Origin of the sequence: Bosea sp. AS-1, assembly GCF_002220095.1 — a bacterium.
Taxonomy (GTDB): Bacteria; Pseudomonadota; Alphaproteobacteria; order Rhizobiales; family Beijerinckiaceae; genus Allobosea.
The window spans coordinates 2,535,115-2,554,057 of record NZ_CP022372.1 but is presented as its reverse complement, the minus strand read 5'-3'; the positions used below and the strand labels follow the sequence as shown (position 1 = coordinate 2,554,057).

The following is an 18,943-nucleotide window of genomic DNA, read 5'->3' as shown; positions in this document are numbered from 1 at the left end:
GATGATCTAAGCGGGCTTTCGCTCAGCGCCCCCGCCAGACCGGTGGGCGCTTGGCGAGAAAAGCCTCCATGCCTTCCCGGAAGTCTTCACTCGTATAGCAGAGCGTGACGAGGTCATCGCCGGGCACGCCCTGCGCGGCTTCGGCCGTCAGCCGACGCATCGCCTCCTTCGTTGCGCGCATGGTCAGCGGCGCATGGTTCGCGATCGTCGTCGCAAGCTCGGTCGCGCGCTGCATCAGCGCAGCATGGTCGGGGAGCAATTCGCTGTAGAGCCCGGCCTGGCGCCCCTCCTCCGCCCCGACGAGCCGGGCCGTGAAGACGATATCCTTCACCCGCGCCGGGCCCAGCAATGCGTAGAGTCGGGCATAGTTTGCCATCGACAGGCAATTGCCGAGCGTGCGCGCGATCGGGAAGCCGAAACGCGCCGTCACCGACGCGATCCTGAGGTCGCAGGCAAGCGCGAGCGCCGCTCCGCCACCCGTCACCGCGCCCGAGATCGCCGCCAGCGTCGGCACCGGGCAGCGCTCGACGGCGTCGATCACCGCCTCGATCCGCTTCTCATAGGCCAGCGCATCGGCTGCGCTGGAAAAGGCGCGGAACTGCGCGATGTCGGTGCCGGAAGCGAAGGCCTTGTCGCCCGCACCAGTCAGGATGATGACGCGCGGATCGCCATGCCCGGCCGGGTCGCGGCAGATCTCGGCCAGCCGCTCATACATGGCGAAGGTCATGGCATTGCGCGCTTGTGGCCGGTTGAGCGTGATCGTCCCGATCCCACCCTCCACCGCGTACAGGATATCCTCGCTCACTTCGGCCTCCGTCAGATCACGCCTTCGGCCCGCAATCGTGCGAGCCCTGCCTCGTCATAGCCGAGTTCGGCCAGGATCGCGCCGTTGTGCTCCCCGGCCGCCGGCGTCGGCGTCGCCACTTCGGAGGGCGTGCGCGAGAGCGTCACTGGCTGGCCGACGACCCGGATATCGCCGAGTTCCGGATGCTCCAGCGGCCGCGCGATGCCGAGATGGCGCACCTGTGGGTCGTCGAACATCTGATCGACCGAGTAGATCGGCCCGGCCGGCACGCTGTGGCGTTCCATCACGGCAAGCCAATCGGCGCTGTCGGCCTCGGATAGCCGCTCCTCGATCAGGTCCCGGAGTTCCGGCCGGCACGCGAAGCGCTTCTCCGCGCTGTCGTAGCGGGCATCAGCGCCCCACTCCGGCCGCTCGACCGCGCGGCAGAAGGAGCGCCACTGCTCCTCGCCGCCGACTCCGAGATTGATCGCACCGTCGCGTGTCCGGTAGACGCCCATCGGCGTCTGGTAGGGGTGATCGTTGCCGGCCTGGGGCGGCACCGAGCCTTCGACGAGATAGCGCGCAGCCTGGAAATCCATCATCGCGATCTGTGCCTCGAGCAGCGAGGTCTGCACCCACTGCCCCTTGCCCGAAACCGCTCGCTCCTGCAGCGCCACCAGCGCGCCGACGGCGCCATAGAGCCCGGCCGAGGAATCGGCCAAGGCAATGCCGGCCCGCACCGGTCCCTGCCCCGGAAGGCCGGTCACCGACATCATCCCGCCCATGCCCTGCGCGATCTGGTCGAAGCCGGCGCGCGTCCGATACGGGCCGGATTGCCCGAAGCCGGAGATCGAGACCAGGATCAATCGCGGGTTGACGGCATGCAGGGCTTCGAAGTCGAGGCCGAGCCGCTCCTTCACGTCTGGCCGGTAGTTCTCGACCAGGAGATCGGCGCTCTCGACAAGACGCATCAGGATCGCCTTGCCTTCCGCAGTCTTCAGATTGATGGCGAGAGACCGCTTGTTGCGATGCAGATTCTGCATGTCGTAGCCGAGGCGCGGACCGCTCATGTTCTCGTTGGGGTCAAAACCCGGCGGGCTCTCGACCTTGATCACGTCGGCCCCGAAATCCGCGAAGATCCGCACGCAGGTCGGCCCCGCCCGTACCCGCGTCAGGTCAAGCACCCGCAACCCCTTCAGGGCCGTCGATGGTCCCGCTTGCGCCATGGGCCGTCTTTCCTCCCTGCCTGACCGGCGATCTACCGGAACCTCTTGTCGGCCGAAGAAGATCGGTCGCGTTCCATCGTCCGGGTCCGGTTGGTCACAGCCCATTGCGACGGGCTTATTGATTTCTAACTGCATACTGCATGCAGGAACAAGTCCGCCAGCAATGCAGGGCTGCCATTCCGACAGGCATCACTTTTCCTCTTGAACCTGAAGTGGCTACAGCTTGTAGAAGCAATGTCCCGTAGCGAGCGCAGACGGAGACATCCCATGGCGACCAGCACCGAATCCGGCCCCAAGACCCTCTCCTGGAAGGTCGGCGGCATGGATTGCGCGAGCTGCGCGGCGAAGATTCGCGGCGCGGTGGAGCGCCTGCCGGGTGTCGGCGACGTCAGGCTTTCCGTAATGTCGGAGACGCTGACGCTCGTGCTCGACGAGGCGCAGACCAGCGCCGCCGCCGTGGAGAAGCGCGTCAACGGTCTCGGCTACACCACTGCCGCATTGGCGGCAGTCTCCGAAAAGCCGGCAGCACGGGCAGATGTCTGCTGCGACGGGCATGGCCACGCTCATGACGATTCCCAACACGATCACGGCTCGCACCGGCACGGCGGCACCTGCTGTTCAGGTCACGACCACAGCCACAATCATGACCATGCCGGCCATGATCACGCTGGTCATGATCATGCTGGTCACGACCACAGCGGACATGACCACGCCGCACATGAGAAGGGCGGCAAGGCGGCCAAACGCGAGCAGGCCGATCACGGCCACGGCCTGCCGGGCCATGTCCATGAGGTGACGCCGGAGGGCACTCGCTGGTATCAGACTGGCAAGGGCCGGCTCGTGCTGGTGACGGGTGCTCTGCTCGCCACCGCCTGGATCGTCGGCACGGTCCGGCACGACATCGCCTACTGGGCCTTCCTGGTCGCGTGCCTGATCGGCGTCGCCCCGGTGGCGCGGCGCGCCCTCGCTGCCGCCCGCGCCGGCATCCCCTTCACCATCGAGATGCTGATGACGATCGCCGCCATCGGTGCGCTCTTCATCGGCGCGGCCGAGGAAGCGGCGCTGGTCGTCTTCCTCTTCGCTGTCGGCGAGGTTCTGGAGGGTGTGGCGGCCGATCGCGCCCGCGCCTCGATCCGTGCGCTCGGCGAGCTCGTGCCGAAGACCGCCCTCGTCGAGGAGAATGGCACCACCCGGCAGGTCGATGCCGCAAGCCTGGCGATCGGCCAGGTCGTGCTGGTCCGCCCGGGCGACCGTATCCCCGCCGATGGCGAGATCACCGACGGCATCTCGGGCATCGACGAGAGCCCGGTGACGGGCGAATCCGTCCCCAAGACAAAGGGCGTCGGCGAAGCCGTCTATGCCGGCTCGGTCAATCGTGAGGCGGCGCTGCGCATCCGCGTCGAGAAGGCTGCCGAGGACAACACGATTTCGCGCATCATCCGCCTCGTGGAGGAGGCGCAGGAAGCCCGCGCCCCGACCGAGCGCTTCATCGATCGCTTCTCGCGCTGGTACATGCCGGCGATCGTCGGCCTCGCCTTGCTGGTCGCGCTGGTGCCGCCGCTGCTCTTCGCCGGCGAATGGTCGGTCTGGATCTACCGGGCGCTGGCGCTGCTGCTGATCGGCTGCCCCTGCGCGCTGGTCATCTCGGTTCCCGCCGCCATCGCCGCCGCCCTTTCGGCCGGAGCCCGCCAGGGCCTCCTGATGAAAGGCGGCGTGGTGATCGAGACCGCTGCCCGCACCGGCCTCGTCGCCTTCGACAAGACCGGCACGCTGACCCGCGGACAGCCGCGCGTCACCGACATCGTCGCCCTCGCTCATGAAGAGAGGGAGGTGCTGGCCTTTGCGGCGGCCGTCGAATCCGGCTCGGCCCATCCGCTGGCGGAAGCCGTGCTCGAACGTGCCCGCGTCGATGCCGTCGTTTTCGCCCCCGCGGCGGAAGCGGCCGCCCTCGCCGGCCAAGGCGTCACCGGTAAGGTCGAGGGCCGCGCCGTCTTCGTCGGCGCACCGCGCCATGCGACCGCGAGAGCTCCCTTCGACGATCAGGCCAGTGCCGCCGTCGAAGCGCTGGAATCGGCCGGCAAGACCGTCGCGGCCGTCATCGTCGACGAAAGGCTGGCCGGGCTGATCGCTTTGCGCGACGAGCCGCGCGAGGACGCCGCGGCAGCTGTCACCGAACTCAAGGCGCTGGGGATCCGCTCGACCATGCTGACCGGCGACAACGCCCGCACGGCCGCCGCCATCGCCGGCAGCCTCGGCATGGAGCACAAGGCCGAGTTGATGCCGGACGGCAAGGTCGCTGCGCTGAAGGAGCTTGGCGCCGGTACGCCGGTGATGATGGTGGGCGACGGCATCAACGATGCTCCCGCACTGGCCGCCGCCAGCGTCGGTATCGCCATGGGCTCGGGAACCGATGTGGCGTTGGAAACGGCCGACGGGGCCGTGCTGAAGAGCCGGGTGCGGGACGTTCCAGCGATGATCCGCCTGGCCCGCGCCGCGATGGGCAATATCCGCGCGAACATCGCGATCGCGCTCGGCCTCAAGGCCGTGTTCCTGGTGACGAGCGTGCTCGGCTATACCGGGCTCTGGGTCGCCATCCTCGCCGATACCGGCGCGACGGTGCTGGTCACGGCGAACGCCCTGCGGCTGCTGCGTTTCGACGCCGGCAAGACGGCCTGACGAAACGACAAACGGCTCGGCGGCGCTCCGGAACGGCGCCGCCCTGCTCTTATTGCCCCTCAGACCTTGATGTCCGCGACCGCGCCCGTGCGGTGCTCGGTCTTCATGTCGGCCTGGCGCAGGATCTCGTCGCGGATCTTCGCGAGAACATCGCCCTTCGCCTTTGCGTCGAGCTTGTTGAACTGCTCCTCGGTCATGCCGAGTTTAGACAGGATGGCCTGCTGAACCCGCTCCTCCGGGCTCATCTGCGCGAATTTGAGGAAATCGGCCTCAACCGACGACGAGGACGAAGTCTCGGAACCGGACGTCGCCGTTTCGACAGAGGCACTACTCGCAGCGCTCGTCGTGAACGGTGACGTGAAGACCGGCGAGGCGGACGGGCTGGAAATGACGATCGACATGGCGTGCTCCCGGAGCTGGTCGCCTGGCCCAGCAATCTTCGCGCCGCCCGCACACTTCGGAAAAACCCCTTGTTTCCAAAGCGGTAGTGCCATCGCCACCGCAGCCCACCTCGCCAGCCGGCATAAAATGCCGGGCAAAAACGACCCTCCCCGGCCGGCATCACCGAAAACCGCTATCGAACGGGAGCCGCCGCAGGAATCGCACCGAACCCCCTCGCCGGAGCCCGCCACCGATTACGGCCGGATGATGACGCACCGCCCATTTTGCAGCGCAAAATTCAAGGAGACGTTTTCGGGCACCAGTTAGCTAGTGCAACATGATGAATTTAAGGGCACGTCAACGGCAAGGCTCTCCCATCGCCTCCTATCGGCTCATAAAATGAGCATAAAATCAGTTGCATTTGAAACGAGAACCGCGCTCAGCGCAGAGCGATGACGAAAAAGTAACTAGTGAATGAATGGTTCATGCTTCCAATGCATAACGGAGCTGAGTTAGAGCCTCTGTTTGCGGCAGGCTGATCAGCTTATATGCAGCGCACAACGAGATTGTCGCTGTGGGCACCGCCCCGCTCCGGAATAACCGCTAAGGAAAACCACCATGTTCGTCACCATGATCGCCGCCAAAATCCGCGCCTACCTCCGCTACCGCGAGACCGTTCGCGAGCTCTCCCGTCTGACCGACCGCGAGCTCGACGACCTCGGCCTGTCGCGCTCGGAGATCAACTTCATCGCCCGCTCGCACGCCGCGGCCTGAAGTCACTGAATGAGAACCGCCGCGCATCGGGCGCGGCGTGTTCCAGGTAGTTTCTCCCGAGGCTCGTGTTTCCCCTCCCCTCGAGCCTTGGTCGAAGAGCGAATGCCCGCCTCACGGCGGGCATTTTGCATTTCAGGGCTGCTTTCGCTTGACCTGAAAGCCGGCTGCGGACACATCGCAGCCATGCAGACCCAAGCCCTTCAACCCATCCACATCATCGGCGGCGGCCTCGCCGGTTCGGAAGCCGCCTGGCAGATCGCCCAGGCCGGCGTGCCCGTCGTCATTCACGAGATGCGGCCCGTCCGCGGCACAGACGCCCACAAGACCGAGGGGCTGGCCGAACTGGTCTGTTCCAACTCCTTCCGCTCCGACGATGCGCAGAGCAATGCCGTCGGCCAGCTGCACTGGGAGATGCGCCGCCTCGGCTCCCTGATCATGGCCAAGGGCGACGCCCATCAGGTCCCGGCGGGCGGAGCGCTCGCCGTCGACCGGGACGGCTTCTCGCAGGCCGTGACGGCAGCGCTCGAGGCCCATCCGCTGGTGACGATCGATCGCGGCGAGGTCGCGGGCCTGCCGCCGGCGGATTGGGACAAGGTCGTGATCGCCACCGGCCCGCTCACCTCCTCGGCATTGGCGGAGGGGATCCTCTCGCTGACCGGCGAGAGCTCGCTCGCCTTCTTCGATGCCATTGCCCCGATCGTCCATTTCGACTCGATCGACATGGACACCGCCTGGTTCCAGTCGCGCTACGACAAGGCGGGCCCGGGAGGAACCGGAGCCGACTACATCAACTGCCCGCTCGACCGGGACCAGTACGAAGCCTTCATCGATGCGCTGCTCGCCGCCGAGAAGACCGAGTTCAAGGAATGGGAAGGAACCCCCTATTTCGACGGCTGCCTGCCCATCGAGGTCATGGCCGAGCGCGGCCGCGAGACGCTGCGCTGGGGTCCGATGAAGCCCGTCGGCCTGACGAATAAGCATAACCCGACCGTAAAGGCTTATGCGGTGGTCCAGCTTCGGCAAGACAATGCACTCGGCACGCTGTTCAACATGACCGGCTTCCAGACCAAGCTGAAATACGGCGAGCAGTCCCGCATCTTCAGGCTGATTCCCGGCTTGCAGAACGCGGAGTTCGCCCGCCTCGGCGGCATCCACCGCAATACCTATCTCAACTCGCCGAAGCTCCTCGACGAGAAGCTGCGGCTGAAGGCCGATACGCGGCTCCGCTTCGCCGGCCAGATCACCGGCTGCGAAGGCTATGTCGAAAGCGCCGCCATCGGCCTGCTCGCCGGGCGCATGGCCGCAGCCGAGCGGCTTGGTCACGACCTGCCGTTGCCACCTCCCACGACGGCGCTCGGCGCACTCGTCAACCACATCACCGGCGGGCACATCGTCACCATCGACGAGGGCCCGCGCTCCTTCCAGCCGATGAACATCAATTTCGGCCTGTTCCCGCCGATCGAGGGCGTCGCGACGACCGGCCCCGATGGCAAGCGCCTCAAGGGACCCGCCAAGAGCCTCGCCCGCAAGCAGGCGCTGACCGCACGCGCCAAGGCCGAGATGGATCGCTGGGCCATCGGCGCAAACCCGGCCGTCGCCTGATCTGCGTCATGCGCCTGGCGGATGCCGCAAGGTCATTCGCATGGGCGCCGCGCTCTCCGGGCATGGGTCGCCTCGCGATTGTCGACAAACAGGTCTCCGACAACAATTCGGAGGCCCCAGGAACAAATGGCAACCACGACGACGGCCGGCAGCGCGAACCCGGCCAATCTCCGCAAGGCCGTGGCCGCGGCCACGGTCGGTACCGTGATCGAATGGTACGACTACGCCCTTTACGGCGCGGCCTCGGGCCTGATCATCAACAAGCTCTTCTTCCCCAACCTCTCGCCGACGACAGGCGTTCTGGCCGCTTTCGCGACCTTCGCGGTCGGCTATTTCGCCCGCCCCGTCGGCGGCATCGTGATCTCGCATATCGGCGACAAGTTCGGCCGCAAGCCGGCGCTGATTCTCACGATCGCGCTGATGGGTCTCGCCACCGTGCTGATGGGCCTTCTGCCGACCTATGAGACCATCGGCATCATGGCGCCGATCCTGCTGGTGCTGATGCGGCTGATTCAAGGTTTTGGCGCTGGCGCGGAGCTTGCCGGCGCGATCGTGCTGGTGGCGGAATACGCCCCGCCCGAGAAGCGCGCCTTCTACACCGGCCTGCCCAACGCCGCGACGCTGGTCGGCATCATGCTGGCGACGCTGTCCTTCCTGGTCATCTCCTACCTGCCTGAGCAGGTGCTGTTCGGCTGGGCCTGGCGTGTCCCCTTCCTGCTCTCGGGCGCGCTCTTCCTCGTCGCGCTCTATATCCGCAAACACCTCGACGAGACGCCGGAATATGTCGAGGCCATGGCGCGGGCCGAGCAGCGCAGGCACGAGCAGCAGGTTCCGATCGGCGAGCTCTTCCGCAACAGCCCCAAGGAGGTCCTGTTCGGCTTCCTCTCGGTGACCGCGCACAATGCCAACGCCTACATCCTGAGCGCCTTCTCCCTCAGCTACATGATCAACACGGTCGGCATGAGCCGCACGGACGCGCTGGTCGCCGTGACGATCGGCTCGCTCTTCGGCATCGTCGGCGTCGGCTTCATGGGCGCGCTGGCGGACAGGATCGGCTCGGCCACGGTCTACATCCTCGGCGCCATCGTCATCGGCATCATGGCGTTTCCGCTGTTCTGGCTGTTCGATACCGCTAGCCTGCTCTGGTCGACGGTCGGAATCGCGCTCGGCTATGGCCTGGGCTTCGGCTCGACCTCCGGCGCGCAAGGCGCCTTCCTCGCCAACCTGTTCCCGACGCGCTACCGCTTCTCGGGCCTGGCGATGTCGCGCGAGCTCAACGGCGTGCTGGTGGCAGGCCCGACGCCCTTCATCGCGCAGGCGCTCGTCGGCGCGGCAGGCGGGCGCCCGACCTATGTCTCGCTCTACATCCTGGCGTGCTGCGTGCTCTCGATCCTGGCGATCATGATCGTCAGGCACCGCTCTGTTCACGTCTGACGAACAGGCCGGGGCGTCGGACGATCAGCGCGTCCGCGCCGCCTTCCACAGGATCCACTGCCGGCGCCAGGCCGGCAGCGTGATGATGGAGCGATAGGGATCGTAACCCTTGCGCTCCATCTGCTTCAGATAGGGCTCGACCAGCGCGACAGGCAGGAAGGCCGGCTTCATCGCGGGCGGGATCGTGTCGCTGAGACTGGCGAGCCGCTTGAGCTGGTTGCGCGCGATCTCGCGCATTTCCTTCAGCGTATAGAGGACACCCGGCCCGCCCCGCCCGCGCACGATGTCGTCGCGAGTGACGCCATTGCGCGCCAAGATATCGGCCGGCAGGTACACCTGCCCTTCCGCCGCATGCCAGGGGAAGGCGCGCATCAGCCCGGTCAGCGCATAGGCGACGCCGGCATGGCCGCAAGCGGCCGCCCCGCCGGGATCGCGCCCGCCCGCCAGCACGATGCAGGCGAGCCGGATCAGCGCACTCGAAGTCTCGCCGGCATAGCCTTCGAGATCTCGCAGCGACGGCATCGGATCGTCGTAGAGATCGAAGGTGCGGGCATCGATCAGCCCCGTCAGCGGCGCGATCGGCAGGCGATAGCGCTTCACCGTGTCGAGCAGCGCGGCGGCGACGGGGTGTCCCTGCACCTCGCCATTCGGCTGGCCTTCGAGGAGGTCGCGCCACCATTGCAGCCTGACCTCGCCCGGCAGCGGCTCGCTGACCATCGCCCGGACCCGCGCGATCTCCTGGCTGAAGGCATAGAGCGCGAACAGCCCGTGGCGGCGCGCCTCCGGCGCGTAGAGCGTCGCGATGTAGCGATCCTGATCGTGCTCCCGAACCAGCGCAGAGCAATGGGCATAAGCCTCCGGCAGGCGCGCAGGCACCGTGTCGTCGCGCTGATCGGTCTGAATCTGCGGTGTCGTCCCGCTCCGGCCCGTCATCTCCGGCCTCGCTTTCGGCGCCAGTGTAGGCCAATGCCCCCGGCGCTGCTACGTCCGCGATACATGGCAGCCAAAACGTCGCAGCCGGCTCGTCAGGGAATCGCGATCAGCGCCGCCGCCACGCGGCGGTCCTCGCCGACCAGGACATTGTAGGTCCGTGCCGCAGCGCCGGTCGCCATGCCCTCGACGGTGATGCCGGCCTGCTTCAGCGGCTCGCGCAAGGCGGGCGGGATGAAGGCGATGTCGGCGCCCGTGCCGATGATCAGGAAATCGATCGCCTCGGCCTCGTCGAGAACCGGCTGCAGGCTCGCGAGCGTCAGCTCCGAGAACTGCGTCACCGGCCAGATCCGGATGCCGGCCGGCGTCGCGATGATCGAGCCCTTGTGGCTCATCTCGGCAAAGCGGAAGCCGCCAGCGCCGATCGCATCGAGCGGCCAGCGGCCGGGAACGAAGCCGTCGAAACGGGGCATCGGCGAAGCCCGCCTCAGCCCGCCTTGGGCTTGGCGCCGGCGAGCGCCTTTTCGCGGGCTTCCTCGCGATGGCCCTGGCCGCGAACGTCCATGTAGAGCAGCACCGGCGTCGAGATGAACATCGCCGAATAGGTGCAGACCACCACGCCGAACAGCATGACGAGCGCGAAGCCCTCGATCGCCGAGCCGCCGAAGATGACGAGTGCCAGCAGCGACAGGAAGGTCGTCGTCGCAGTCATCGCGGTACGCGACAGGGTCGAGTTGACCGAGAGGTCGAGCAGCTCGGGAATGGGCATCGTCTTGTAGCGGCGCAGCAATTCGCGCGTGCGGTCGAACACCACGACCGTCTCGTTCAGCGAATAGCCGACAATGGTCAGGATCGCCGCGATCGACGTCAGGTTGAATTCGAGCCGCGAGATCAGGAAGAAGCCCATGGTCAGCACGATGTCGTGCAACGTGCCGAGGATCGCTCCGATGGCCAGCGGCATCTCGAAGCGGAACCAGAGATAGACCAGCACGCCGGTGATCGCGAGCACGACGCCGAGCGCGCCAGCCTGAACCAGCTCGCCCGAAACGCGCGGGCCGACGGTCTCGATCCGGCGGAACTCATAGGTCGAGGCGAAGGCCTCGCGCGCCTTGGCCACGACGTTCTGCTGGGCGCTCTCGCCGCCCGCCTGCAGCGGAAAGCGCATCGACAACTCGGTGCCGTCGCCGAACTCCTGCACCTCGGCCTCGCCGAAGCCCAGCCCGTTGGCGGTCTGGCGCACCTGCGCGATCTCGATCTTGCCGGCCTTGGCCTGCATTTCGATCAGGGTGCCGCCCTTGAAGTCGATGCCGAAATTCAGCCCGACCGTGAGGAAGAGGACGAGAACCAGGATCGAGTAGGCAGCCGAGAGCGGATAGCTGAACCGGCGAAACCAGACGAATTTGAAGCGGGTATTGTCGGGAACGATGCGAAGCAGGCGCATGCGCATGGCCAATCTCCTGAAGGGTTGGCAGCGTCAGAACGGAAGGTGCTTGGGCTTGGCCCAGCGGTACCAGACGGCGATCAGCATCCGCGTCAGCGTCACCGCGGTGATGACCGTGGTGAGAATGCCGAGGATGAACACCACCGCGAAGCCGCGCACCGGCCCGGAGCCCAGCGCGAACAGCGCCACCGCCGCGATCAGCATGGTGACATTGGAGTCAATGATGGTCGCGAAGGCGCGCTGGAAGCCGGCCTCGAGGGCAGAGACCAGCGAGCGGCCCTGATGCTCCTCTTCGCGCATGCGTTCGTAGATCAGCACGTTCGAGTCGACAGCCGTGCCGATGGTCAGCACGATGCCGGCGATGCCGGGCAGCGTCATCGTCGCGCCGATCAGCGACATCAGGCCGAAGATCAGGCAGACATGGACGAAGAGTGCGATGCTCGCGATCAGCCCGAAGATGCCGTAGCTCGCGAGCATGTAGATCACGACGAAGACGCCGGCGATCAGGGTCGCGAGCTTGCCGGCATGGATCGAGTCGGCGCCGAGGCCGGGGCCGACGGTGCGCTCCTCGACGATCGTCATCTTGGCGGGCAGCGCACCGGCACGCAGCAGGATCGCAAGATTGTTGACCTGCTGGACGGTGAAGTTGCCGGAGATCTGGCCCGAGCCGCCGGTGATCGGCGACTGGATGACCGGCGAGGAGATCACCTTGTTGTCGAGCACGATGGCGAGCGGCCGGCCAAGATTCTCGGTGGTGATCTGGCCGAAGCGCTGAGCGCCGCGGATGTTGAAGCGGAAATTCACGATCGGCTGGCCGGTACGCGAATCGAAGGAGGGCTGCGCATCGACGAGATCGGCGCCGTCGACGACCGGCTGACGCAGCACGGGCACCGGTTGACCGCCCGAATCCTGCGAGGGCAGCATGTCGACATCGGTGCTGTTGGCGTCGCCGAGGAGCCGGAATTCGAGCTTCGCGGTATCGCCGAGGATTTCCTTCAGGCGCTGCGAATCCTGCAGGCCGGGAACCTGGACGAGGATGCGGTCCAGGCCCTGGCGCTGGATGTTCGGCTCGGTCGTGCCGAGCGCGTCGACGCGCCGGCGCAGCACTTCCATCGCCTGTTCGACGGCACGGCGGATACGCTCGTTCGAACCGGCCTCGGTGACCGCGAGCTGGACCAGCCCGTCAGGCTGTTCGGTGATCGCGATGGACTGGTTGCCCGAAGGCCCGAACGCGCCGAGAGTACCGACCGGCTGTGAAAGCTCGCGCAGCTTCGGCAGCACGCGTTCGCGCTCCGCCGCGTCGGTGATCCGCATCTGCACGCCGCGTTGCGTGGTCTGGATGCCGCCCTGCAGGCTGACGCGCTCCTCGCGCAGGATGCGGCGGGTGTCGTCGCGCAGCTGCGTCACCTGGCTGCGGATCAGGTCGGCGCGGTCGATCTCGAGCAGGACGTGGGAGCCACCCTGCAGATCGAGACCGAGCACCACCGCATGGACCGGCAGCAGGAAGCGCGGAATCCAGGAGGGAGCATTCTCCTCGATCGCTTTGCGCGTCTCCGGCGAGAACAGGTTCGGCACGGCGAGCCCGCAGCCGAAGAGCAGCACGAGCAGGACGAGAATGACCTTGCGGGCCTGGAGACGAAGCATCTTGCGTGATCAGCCTTGTTGGGGGTGGCCGGCCTCGCGACGAGGCCGGCTCATCGCCTCAGTTCTTGACCGGCTCGGTCTTGGAGCGGACGTCCTGGATCATGCCGCGCACGATGCGCACGCGCACGCCATCGGCGATCTCGGCCTCGATCTCGCCGTCGTCGACCACCTTCGACACCTTCGCGACCAGGCCGCCCGAGGTGACGATCGTGTCGCCGCGGCGCACGTTCTTGATCATCTCCTGATGCGTCTTGGCCCGGCGCTGCTGCGGCCGGATGATCAGGAACCACATGATGACGAAGATCAGAAGGAACGGCACCAGCTGGATCAGCATGTCGGCGCCGCCGCCGGCTCCTGTCGCCTGGGCGAAAGCGGGGGTGATCACAAAAACACTCCTTTGATGCGGAAGCTGCGCGCCGCCGGGACGCGAGGCTCACCACGGAAAGACATGCCAAAAGCATCGCCCGGCCGGAAAATCGCGCGGACTATAGCCAGCAATGCCATGAAATCAATCGGACACGCCCGGTTGCCCGGGCGCGTTCCTCACCTATGAGCTTGCCGCCATTCGCGCAATGCCCTTGCGCAAGATCGCGCAACGCGGTTTAGCTAGGCGCGCAACCGTACCGGACGGTACGGTACGGTTGCCAGCCAAACCAGAAGGCGCATGCCACATGACCGACAAGACCAGCGACCAGACCGCCGCCGAGACGCTTGCAACCCTGCTGCGGATCGCTTCCGCGCTCGAGCGCATCGCCCCTCCCCCGCGCAAGCCGATCGACCTCGCCGCGGCAGATGCCTTCGTCTGGCAGGCGGCAGGCTCTGAACTCGTGCCGGTGCCGAAGGTCAACCGCGTCGCGCTGGCGCTGCTGCGCGGCGTGGATCGCGTCCGCGACACGCTGGCAGAGAACACCGAGCGCTTCGCCAAGGGCCTGCCGGCGAACAACGTGCTGCTGTGGGGTGCGCGCGGCATGGGCAAATCCTCACTGGTCAAGGCGGTCCATGCCGACACCAACCAGCACCTGCCGAAGGGCGAGCTCCCGCTGAAGCTGATCGAGATCCATCGCGAGGACATCGAGAGTCTGCCTGCGCTGATGGGGCAGTTGCGCAGCGACCCGCACCGCGCCATCGTCTTCTGCGACGATCTGTCCTTCGACAGCGACGACACCTCCTACAAATCGTTGAAGGCGGTGCTCGATGGCGGCGTCGAGGGGCGGCCCGAGAATGTCGTCTTCTACGCGACGTCGAATCGCCGCCATCTGCTGCCGCGCGACATGATGGACAATGAGCGCGCGACCTCGATCAATCCGGGTGAGGCCATCGAGGAGAAGGTCTCGCTCTCCGACCGCTTCGGCCTCTGGCTCGGCTTCCACAAATGCAGCCAGGACGAATATCTGGAGATGATCAACGGCTATGTCGGCCATTTCGGGCTGGCGATCGCACCCGAGGAACTGCGTCGCGACGCACTCGAGTGGTCGACGACCCGCGGCTCGCGCTCCGGCCGCACCGCCTGGCAATATATCCAGGACCTCGCCGGCCGCCTCGGAAAGCGGATCGAAAGCTGAACGCGGCTGGGGACGTAGACGAGCGTCATCCCGGGTCTGCGCATCGCAACGCCCGGGGCGACGTCGCCCCCGGTCAACAGTAAAAAACGGGACGGACCTCCTGGTCCGTCCCGTTTCTAGTTCGACCGGCGGGGTCTCGCGGGTACCGATCGAAGTTTGAAACCGGATTGGGCGGCTTCGATCAGTTGTTCAGGTAAGGCGTCGGGTCGACCGGCGTGGAACCCTTGCGCAGTTCGAAGTGCAGCTGCGGCGAGGAGACGTTGCCGCTCTGGCCGGAGCTGGCGACAACCTGGCCGCGCTTCACCACATCGCCGCGCTTCACCTTGAGCTCGCCGTTATGGGCGTAGGCCGAAACGTAGCCGTTCGGATGACGGATCAGGACGAGATTGCCGTAGCCCTTCAGCTCGCTGCCGGCATAGGCGACAGTGCCTTCCTCGGTAGCCTTGACCGGCGTGCCGTCCGGCACCGCGATATTGATGCCCTCATTGCCACCCTTGCCGCTGAAGCCCGAGATCACCCGGCCGCGAGCCGGCCAACGGAAATCGGCTTTGTCGGCGCTCGACGAAGCCGCTTCGGGCTGCTTCGGCAGGCTGGCGGTGGTCTTGGGCTCCGGCGCGGGCTCGGCCTTCGCGACCGGAGCCGGCTTCGGCTCGGTGGCAGGCGCGCTGGCGACGGCAACCGGCCGGGCCGGCTCCGCAACGGGTGCCGCGACCTTGGCCGGACGTGCCGGCTTGGCTTCCGCGACGGGGCGGGTCGTGGGAATGGCGGACACCTTGCGCGCCTCGGCCTTGGCCTTGGCTTCGGCAGCGAAGCGGGCACGGGATTCCCGCATGGCCTGCGCATCGGCTTCGGCCTTGGCTTTTGCCTCGGCGGCGGCTGCAGTCTTCGTCTCGGCTGCACTGCGAGCTTGGGAGCGGGCGTCGGCGACCGCCTGGCGCGCCGGCGCCGGGCCCGAAACGAAGCCGCGCTGCTCGGCGGCAGACGACGCGGCGCGACGGACCGGCTCGGCAGCAGCCACGGCAGCGCCACCGGCGTTATAGACGGGGATCGTCAGGCGCGTGCCGGGAGCCACATTGGCATTGCTCAGCCCGTTCGCCGACATCAGGGCGGCACGCGGCACACCGTAGCGCGAGGAGATCATGTCCAGCGTCTCGCCCTGGGCGAGCACGACCGGCGTGCCACCCTGAGCGCTCCAGCCGGCCGCGCCGCCGCCGACCGGCTGCGCCGACGGCGCGGGAGCGGCGACCGGAGCCGGCCGCATCGCAACGGAGGACTGAGGAGGAGGCAGCGCCTGCGAACGAATGACCGGCGCGGACGGCACCGGCTGCAGCGGCGCGCCAGCGCTCGAACCGATCGAGCCGGTGGTCACCGGATCGCGCATCGGAGAGGCCTGAGCCGTCCTGAACGGATTGTCGAAGGGCGTCTCGGTGAAGCGCACCGCCTCGGACGAGCAGGCGCTGACACCCAGGGCAAGCAGGCAGACCGTCGAGAGACGGCAAAGGAGACGGGATTTGACCGTTCCGGCTTGACTAAGCATGGACAGAGTACTCGCGAACGACGCAACTCGATGACGGTCATTAAAGTCCCGTTCAGGTTACGAAAAAGTTTCGCTCGCGGATTTCGATTCACCTTTTTCGATTTTTTTGCCCCCCTCGCCCGGCTACGCGATGGGCGAAAGTCCTAGAGCGCCTGCGAACGGCCGGGGATCAGCGGCGGCAAGCGAACCACCGGTCCGGTCGCGTGGTCGAACTGGCTGTCGTCGAGGCGGCTCACCACCACACGGCGCGCGATGCCTTCGATCCGCAGCGCGCCCACCAGGCGCCCGCCCGGCGAAAGCCGGGTCAGCAGCGTCTCGGGCACGGCACTGGTCACGCCGTTGACGAGGATGCGATCGAAGCGCCCGAGCGTGCGATCGGGTTGGAAACCGTCGGCATGACGCAAATCCACCGCCTGGCCGAAGCCGCTGCCGGAAACGCGTTCGTGCGCAGCGAGCGCGAGCGAGCGATAGCGTTCCAGCGAAACGACCTCCCCGCCCATCGCGGCGAGCAGCGTCGAGACATAGCCGGAGCCCGTACCGACCTCGAGCACGCGCGCGCCCGGCTGCATGTCGAGGGCGACGAGCAGGCTCGCGACCGTGTAGGGCGCGGTCATGGTCTGGCCGCAAGGCAGCGGGACCGACACGTCCTGCCGCGCCAGATCGGCAAAGCGCGCCGGCGCGAATCGATCGCGCGGCACACGCTCCATCGCGCGCAGCAGCGCGAGGTCGCGTACACCACGCGCGCGCAGGGAGAGCAGGAAAGCGACGGTGCGCTCGCCCTCGCTGGCCGGCACCTCGTCGCTCATGCCCCCTCCCCGCAGTGCCTCAGGCGAAGACCCGCGCGAAGCGCGTCAGCGTCGGCTCATGGGTCAGGTCGAGTTCCAGCGGCGTGACCGAAATGCGCTTCTCCGCCATGGCGCGCAGATCGGTGCCGTTCGCCGGCTCCTTGCGGCTGCGCTGGAAGGCGATCCAGTAATAGGGATTGCCCCGCCCATCCTTGCGCGGCTCGAGCTTGACCAGTTCCTGGTCGCGCCGCCCCTGCACCGTGACGGAGACGCCCTCGACCTCGCTCGGCCCCGCATTGGGGAAGTTGAGGTTGAAGAGCACGCCCTCGGGAATGCCCTCCTCCAGCAGCCGCCGGATGATGCCGGGCGCATGGCTCTCGGCACAGTCCCAGCGGATGGTGTTGCGATCGCCCGGCGTATAGGCCTGACTCACGGCGATCGAGGGAATGCCAAGCAACGTGCCCTCCATCGCCGCCGCGATCGTGCCGGAATAGGTCACGTCCTCGGCGACGTTCGAGCCGCGGTTGACGCCGGAAAGCACGAGGTCGGGCTTGGCCTCGGCCAGAATCGAGCGCACCGCCATGATGACGCAATCGGTCGGGGTGCCGGCCACGGCGAAGCGCTTCTCGCTGATCTGGCGCAGGCGCAGCGGGTTCGACAGCGACAGCGAATGGGCGACGCCGGACTGGTCGCTTTCCGGCGCCACGACCCAGACATCGTCGGAGAGCTGGCGCGCGACGCGCTCCAGCACCTCCAGCCCCTCGGCGTGGATACCGTCATCGTTGGTTACGAGGATCCGCATCTCAGGCCGCCTTCTCGATCTTGGTCACACCGCGCATATAGGGAACCAGCACGTCGGGCACCGTGATCGAGCCGTCGGCGTTCTGGTAGTTCTCCATCACCGCGATCAGCGCCCGGCCAACCGCCGTGCCCGAACCGTTGAGGGTGTGGACGAAGAACGGCCCCTTGCCGTCCCTGGTCTTGTAGCGGGCGTTCATCCGCCGCGCCTGGAAATCGCCACAGACCGAGCAGGACGAGATCTCGCGATAGGTCTTCTGCCCCGGCAGCCAGGCCTCGATGTCCCAGGTCTTCTGCGAGGCGAAGCCCATATCCCCGGTGCACAAAGTCATCACGCGGTAATGCAGGTCGAGCTTCTTCAGCACGGCCTCGGCGCAGGCGAGCATGCGCTCATGCTCCTCGCGCGACTTTTCGGGCGCCGTGATCGAGACGAGCTCGACCTTCTCGAACTGATGCTGTCGCAACATGCCGCGCGTATCGCGCCCGGCAGAGCCGGCCTCCGAGCGAAAGCAGGGTGTGAGCGCAGTGAATCGAAGCGGCAGCTCCTGTTCCGAAAGAATTGATTCCCTTGCCAGATTGGTCAGCGGCACCTCGGCGGTCGGGATCAACCAGTGCTCCTCGCCGGCACGGAACTGATCCTCGCGAAACTTCGGCAATTGCGCCGTACCGAACATCGCGTCGTCACGCACCAGCAGCGGCGGATTGACCTCGGTGTAGCCGTGTTCCTCGGTGTGGGTGTCGAGCATGAACTGCCCGATCGCCCGCGAGAGCCGCGCGATCTGGTTCTGCAAGACGACGAAGCGCGCGCCCGAGAGCTTGGCGGCCTTTTCGAAATCCATCTGGCCGAGGGCTTCGCCGAGCTCGAAATGCTGCTTGGGATCGTTGACGCCCTTGAGCAGCCCACGCTCCTCCGGCCTCACGCCATGGACGTGCAGCACGACGTTGTCGTGCTCGTCGGCACCGTCGGGCACATCGTCGAACGGCGTGTTCGGGATCGCTGCGAGCGTCTCGTCGAGCGCGTCCTTGGCGGCCTTCTCCTCGGCCTCGAGCGCCGGCTGCTCTTCCTTGAGCGCTGCTACTTCGGCCTTGAGCTTGTCGGCGAGCGCGACATCCTTCGCGCCCATCGCCTTGCCGATCTCCTTGGAGAGGGCGTTGCGGCGTTCCTGCGTGGCCTGCGCCTTTGCGATGGCGGAGCGGCGCCTATCGTCGAGTTCGAGCAGCGAGGACGACAGCGGCTCCAGCCCCCGTCGCGTCAATCCCCTGTCGAACGCCGCGGCGTTCTCGCGAATCCATCGGATGTCGTACATCGTCTTTCAGGCCATGCATCGCTACGGAATGTAGCGACGCATGCTCTAGACCGGGATCGCGC

At 66.8% G+C, this 18,943-nt stretch carries 17 protein-coding genes; 5 read left to right on the top strand and 12 right to left on the bottom strand.

Annotation, left to right across the window (positions count from 1 at the left end; all coding sequences use genetic code 11):
- Positions 1-22: 22 nt before the first annotated feature.
- Positions 23-805 (bottom strand): enoyl-CoA hydratase/isomerase family protein, encoded by a 783-nt coding sequence (locus CE453_RS13945; protein ID WP_248308065.1) that lies wholly within the window; start codon positions 803-805, stop codon positions 23-25.
- An 11-nt stretch (positions 806-816) separates the two neighbouring features.
- Positions 817-2,010, bottom strand: coding sequence for a CaiB/BaiF CoA transferase family protein (locus tag CE453_RS13940; RefSeq protein WP_089175137.1), 1,194 nt, complete (start codon positions 2,008-2,010; stop codon positions 817-819).
- A gap of 267 nt (positions 2,011-2,277) precedes the next feature.
- Here CE453_RS13940 and CE453_RS13935 point away from each other — a divergent pair, with 267 nt between their 5' ends.
- Positions 2,278-4,686, top strand: coding sequence for a heavy metal translocating P-type ATPase (locus CE453_RS13935; protein ID WP_089175136.1), 2,409 nt, complete (start codon positions 2,278-2,280; stop codon positions 4,684-4,686).
- 59 nt (positions 4,687-4,745) lie between these two features.
- On the opposite strand, the gene CE453_RS13930 is transcribed toward CE453_RS13935, so the two are convergent.
- Entirely contained in the window at positions 4,746-5,225 is a 480-nt protein-coding gene (locus tag CE453_RS13930) for a hypothetical protein (protein WP_157733036.1), read from the bottom strand.
- 460 nt (positions 5,226-5,685) lie between these two features.
- On the opposite strand from CE453_RS13930, the gene CE453_RS13925 reads away from it, so the two are divergent.
- The 3 genes from CE453_RS13925 (at position 5,686) to CE453_RS13915 (ending at position 8,877) form a co-directional block, all read left to right on the top strand.
- On the top strand, positions 5,686-5,841 hold the full coding sequence (locus CE453_RS13925) for a DUF1127 domain-containing protein (RefSeq protein WP_081925531.1): 156 nt from the start codon (positions 5,686-5,688) through the stop codon (positions 5,839-5,841).
- 183 nt (positions 5,842-6,024) lie between these two features.
- Positions 6,025-7,443 carry a methylenetetrahydrofolate--tRNA-(uracil(54)-C(5))-methyltransferase (FADH(2)-oxidizing) TrmFO gene (trmFO, locus tag CE453_RS13920; protein WP_089175134.1) on the top strand — a complete coding sequence of 473 codons (1,419 nt, stop codon included), beginning with the start codon at positions 6,025-6,027 and terminating at the stop codon, positions 7,441-7,443.
- A gap of 126 nt (positions 7,444-7,569) precedes the next feature.
- Positions 7,570-8,877, top strand: coding sequence for an MFS transporter (locus tag CE453_RS13915; RefSeq protein ID WP_089175133.1), 1,308 nt, complete (start codon positions 7,570-7,572; stop codon positions 8,875-8,877).
- A 24-nt stretch (positions 8,878-8,901) separates the two neighbouring features.
- Here CE453_RS13915 and CE453_RS13910 read toward each other — a convergent pair whose 3' ends face one another.
- From CE453_RS13910 to yajC, 5 genes are all read right to left on the bottom strand, one after another.
- Positions 8,902-9,810, bottom strand: a complete 909-nt coding sequence (locus tag CE453_RS13910; RefSeq protein WP_089175132.1) for a phytoene/squalene synthase family protein — start codon at positions 9,808-9,810, stop codon at positions 8,902-8,904.
- 92 nt (positions 9,811-9,902) lie between these two features.
- Positions 9,903-10,280 carry an Mth938-like domain-containing protein gene (locus CE453_RS13905; RefSeq protein WP_089175131.1) on the bottom strand — a complete coding sequence of 126 codons (378 nt, stop codon included), beginning with the start codon at positions 10,278-10,280 and terminating at the stop codon, positions 9,903-9,905.
- Between the two features lie 14 nt (positions 10,281-10,294).
- Positions 10,295-11,248: a protein translocase subunit SecF gene (gene secF, locus CE453_RS13900; protein WP_089177887.1), complete on the bottom strand. Its 954-nt coding sequence runs from the start codon at positions 11,246-11,248 to the stop codon at positions 10,295-10,297.
- A gap of 33 nt (positions 11,249-11,281) precedes the next feature.
- Positions 11,282-12,892 carry a protein translocase subunit SecD gene (gene secD, locus CE453_RS13895; RefSeq protein WP_089175130.1) on the bottom strand — a complete coding sequence of 537 codons (1,611 nt, stop codon included), beginning with the start codon at positions 12,890-12,892 and terminating at the stop codon, positions 11,282-11,284.
- Positions 12,893-12,950: 58 nt separating this feature from the next.
- On the bottom strand, positions 12,951-13,226 hold the full coding sequence (gene yajC, locus CE453_RS13890; protein WP_198302385.1) for a preprotein translocase subunit YajC: 276 nt from the start codon (positions 13,224-13,226) through the stop codon (positions 12,951-12,953).
- Positions 13,227-13,563: 337 nt separating this feature from the next.
- Here yajC and CE453_RS13885 point away from each other — a divergent pair, with 337 nt between their 5' ends.
- Positions 13,564-14,454: an ATP-binding protein gene (locus CE453_RS13885; RefSeq protein ID WP_089175128.1), complete on the top strand. Its 891-nt coding sequence runs from the start codon at positions 13,564-13,566 to the stop codon at positions 14,452-14,454.
- Between the two features lie 181 nt (positions 14,455-14,635).
- Here the strand turns inward: CE453_RS13885 and CE453_RS13880 are convergent, their stop codons facing one another.
- The 4 genes from CE453_RS13880 to serS all read right to left on the bottom strand — a co-directional run bounded on the left by CE453_RS13880 (position 14,636) and on the right by serS (position 18,881).
- Positions 14,636-15,991 (bottom strand): LysM peptidoglycan-binding domain-containing M23 family metallopeptidase, encoded by a 1,356-nt coding sequence (locus CE453_RS13880; RefSeq protein WP_089175127.1) that lies wholly within the window; start codon positions 15,989-15,991, stop codon positions 14,636-14,638.
- Positions 15,992-16,134: 143 nt separating this feature from the next.
- The gene (locus CE453_RS13875; protein ID WP_089175126.1) at positions 16,135-16,797 is read right to left on the bottom strand and encodes a protein-L-isoaspartate O-methyltransferase family protein; all 663 of its coding nucleotides are present in this window, start codon (positions 16,795-16,797) and stop codon (positions 16,135-16,137) included.
- A 19-nt stretch (positions 16,798-16,816) separates the two neighbouring features.
- Positions 16,817-17,578, bottom strand: coding sequence for a 5'/3'-nucleotidase SurE (gene surE / locus CE453_RS13870; protein ID WP_089175125.1), 762 nt, complete (start codon positions 17,576-17,578; stop codon positions 16,817-16,819).
- Between the two features lies 1 nt (position 17,579).
- Positions 17,580-18,881, bottom strand: a complete 1,302-nt coding sequence (gene serS, locus CE453_RS13865; RefSeq protein ID WP_089175124.1) for a serine--tRNA ligase — start codon at positions 18,879-18,881, stop codon at positions 17,580-17,582.
- Positions 18,882-18,943 lie beyond the last annotated feature (62 nt).

Excerpts from the sequence above, each read along its gene's own strand:
- CE453_RS13940 (WP_089175137.1), bottom strand. The coding sequence starts at position 2,010 with ATGGCGCAAGCGGGACCATCGACGGCCCTGAAGGGGTTGCGGGTGCTT.
- CE453_RS13935 (WP_089175136.1), top strand. The coding sequence starts at position 2,278 with ATGGCGACCAGCACCGAATCCGGCCCCAAGACCCTCTCCTGGAAGGTC.
- CE453_RS13925 (WP_081925531.1), top strand. The coding sequence starts at position 5,686 with ATGTTCGTCACCATGATCGCCGCCAAAATCCGCGCCTACCTCCGCTAC.
- trmFO (WP_089175134.1), top strand. The coding sequence starts at position 6,025 with ATGCAGACCCAAGCCCTTCAACCCATCCACATCATCGGCGGCGGCCTC.
- CE453_RS13915 (WP_089175133.1), top strand. The coding sequence starts at position 7,570 with ATGGCAACCACGACGACGGCCGGCAGCGCGAACCCGGCCAATCTCCGC.
- CE453_RS13910 (WP_089175132.1), bottom strand. The coding sequence starts at position 9,810 with ATGACGGGCCGGAGCGGGACGACACCGCAGATTCAGACCGATCAGCGC.
- CE453_RS13905 (WP_089175131.1), bottom strand. The coding sequence starts at position 10,280 with ATGCCCCGTTTCGACGGCTTCGTTCCCGGCCGCTGGCCGCTCGATGCG.
- secF (WP_089177887.1), bottom strand. The coding sequence starts at position 11,248 with ATGCGCCTGCTTCGCATCGTTCCCGACAATACCCGCTTCAAATTCGTC.
- secD (WP_089175130.1), bottom strand. The coding sequence starts at position 12,892 with ATGCTTCGTCTCCAGGCCCGCAAGGTCATTCTCGTCCTGCTCGTGCTG.
- yajC (WP_198302385.1), bottom strand. The coding sequence starts at position 13,226 with ATGCTGATCCAGCTGGTGCCGTTCCTTCTGATCTTCGTCATCATGTGG.
- CE453_RS13885 (WP_089175128.1), top strand. The coding sequence starts at position 13,564 with ATGACCGACAAGACCAGCGACCAGACCGCCGCCGAGACGCTTGCAACC.
- CE453_RS13880 (WP_089175127.1), bottom strand. The coding sequence starts at position 15,991 with ATGCTTAGTCAAGCCGGAACGGTCAAATCCCGTCTCCTTTGCCGTCTC.
- CE453_RS13875 (WP_089175126.1), bottom strand. The coding sequence starts at position 16,797 with ATGAGCGACGAGGTGCCGGCCAGCGAGGGCGAGCGCACCGTCGCTTTC.
- surE (WP_089175125.1), bottom strand. The coding sequence starts at position 17,578 with ATGCGGATCCTCGTAACCAACGATGACGGTATCCACGCCGAGGGGCTG.
- serS (WP_089175124.1), bottom strand. The coding sequence starts at position 18,881 with ATGTACGACATCCGATGGATTCGCGAGAACGCCGCGGCGTTCGACAGG.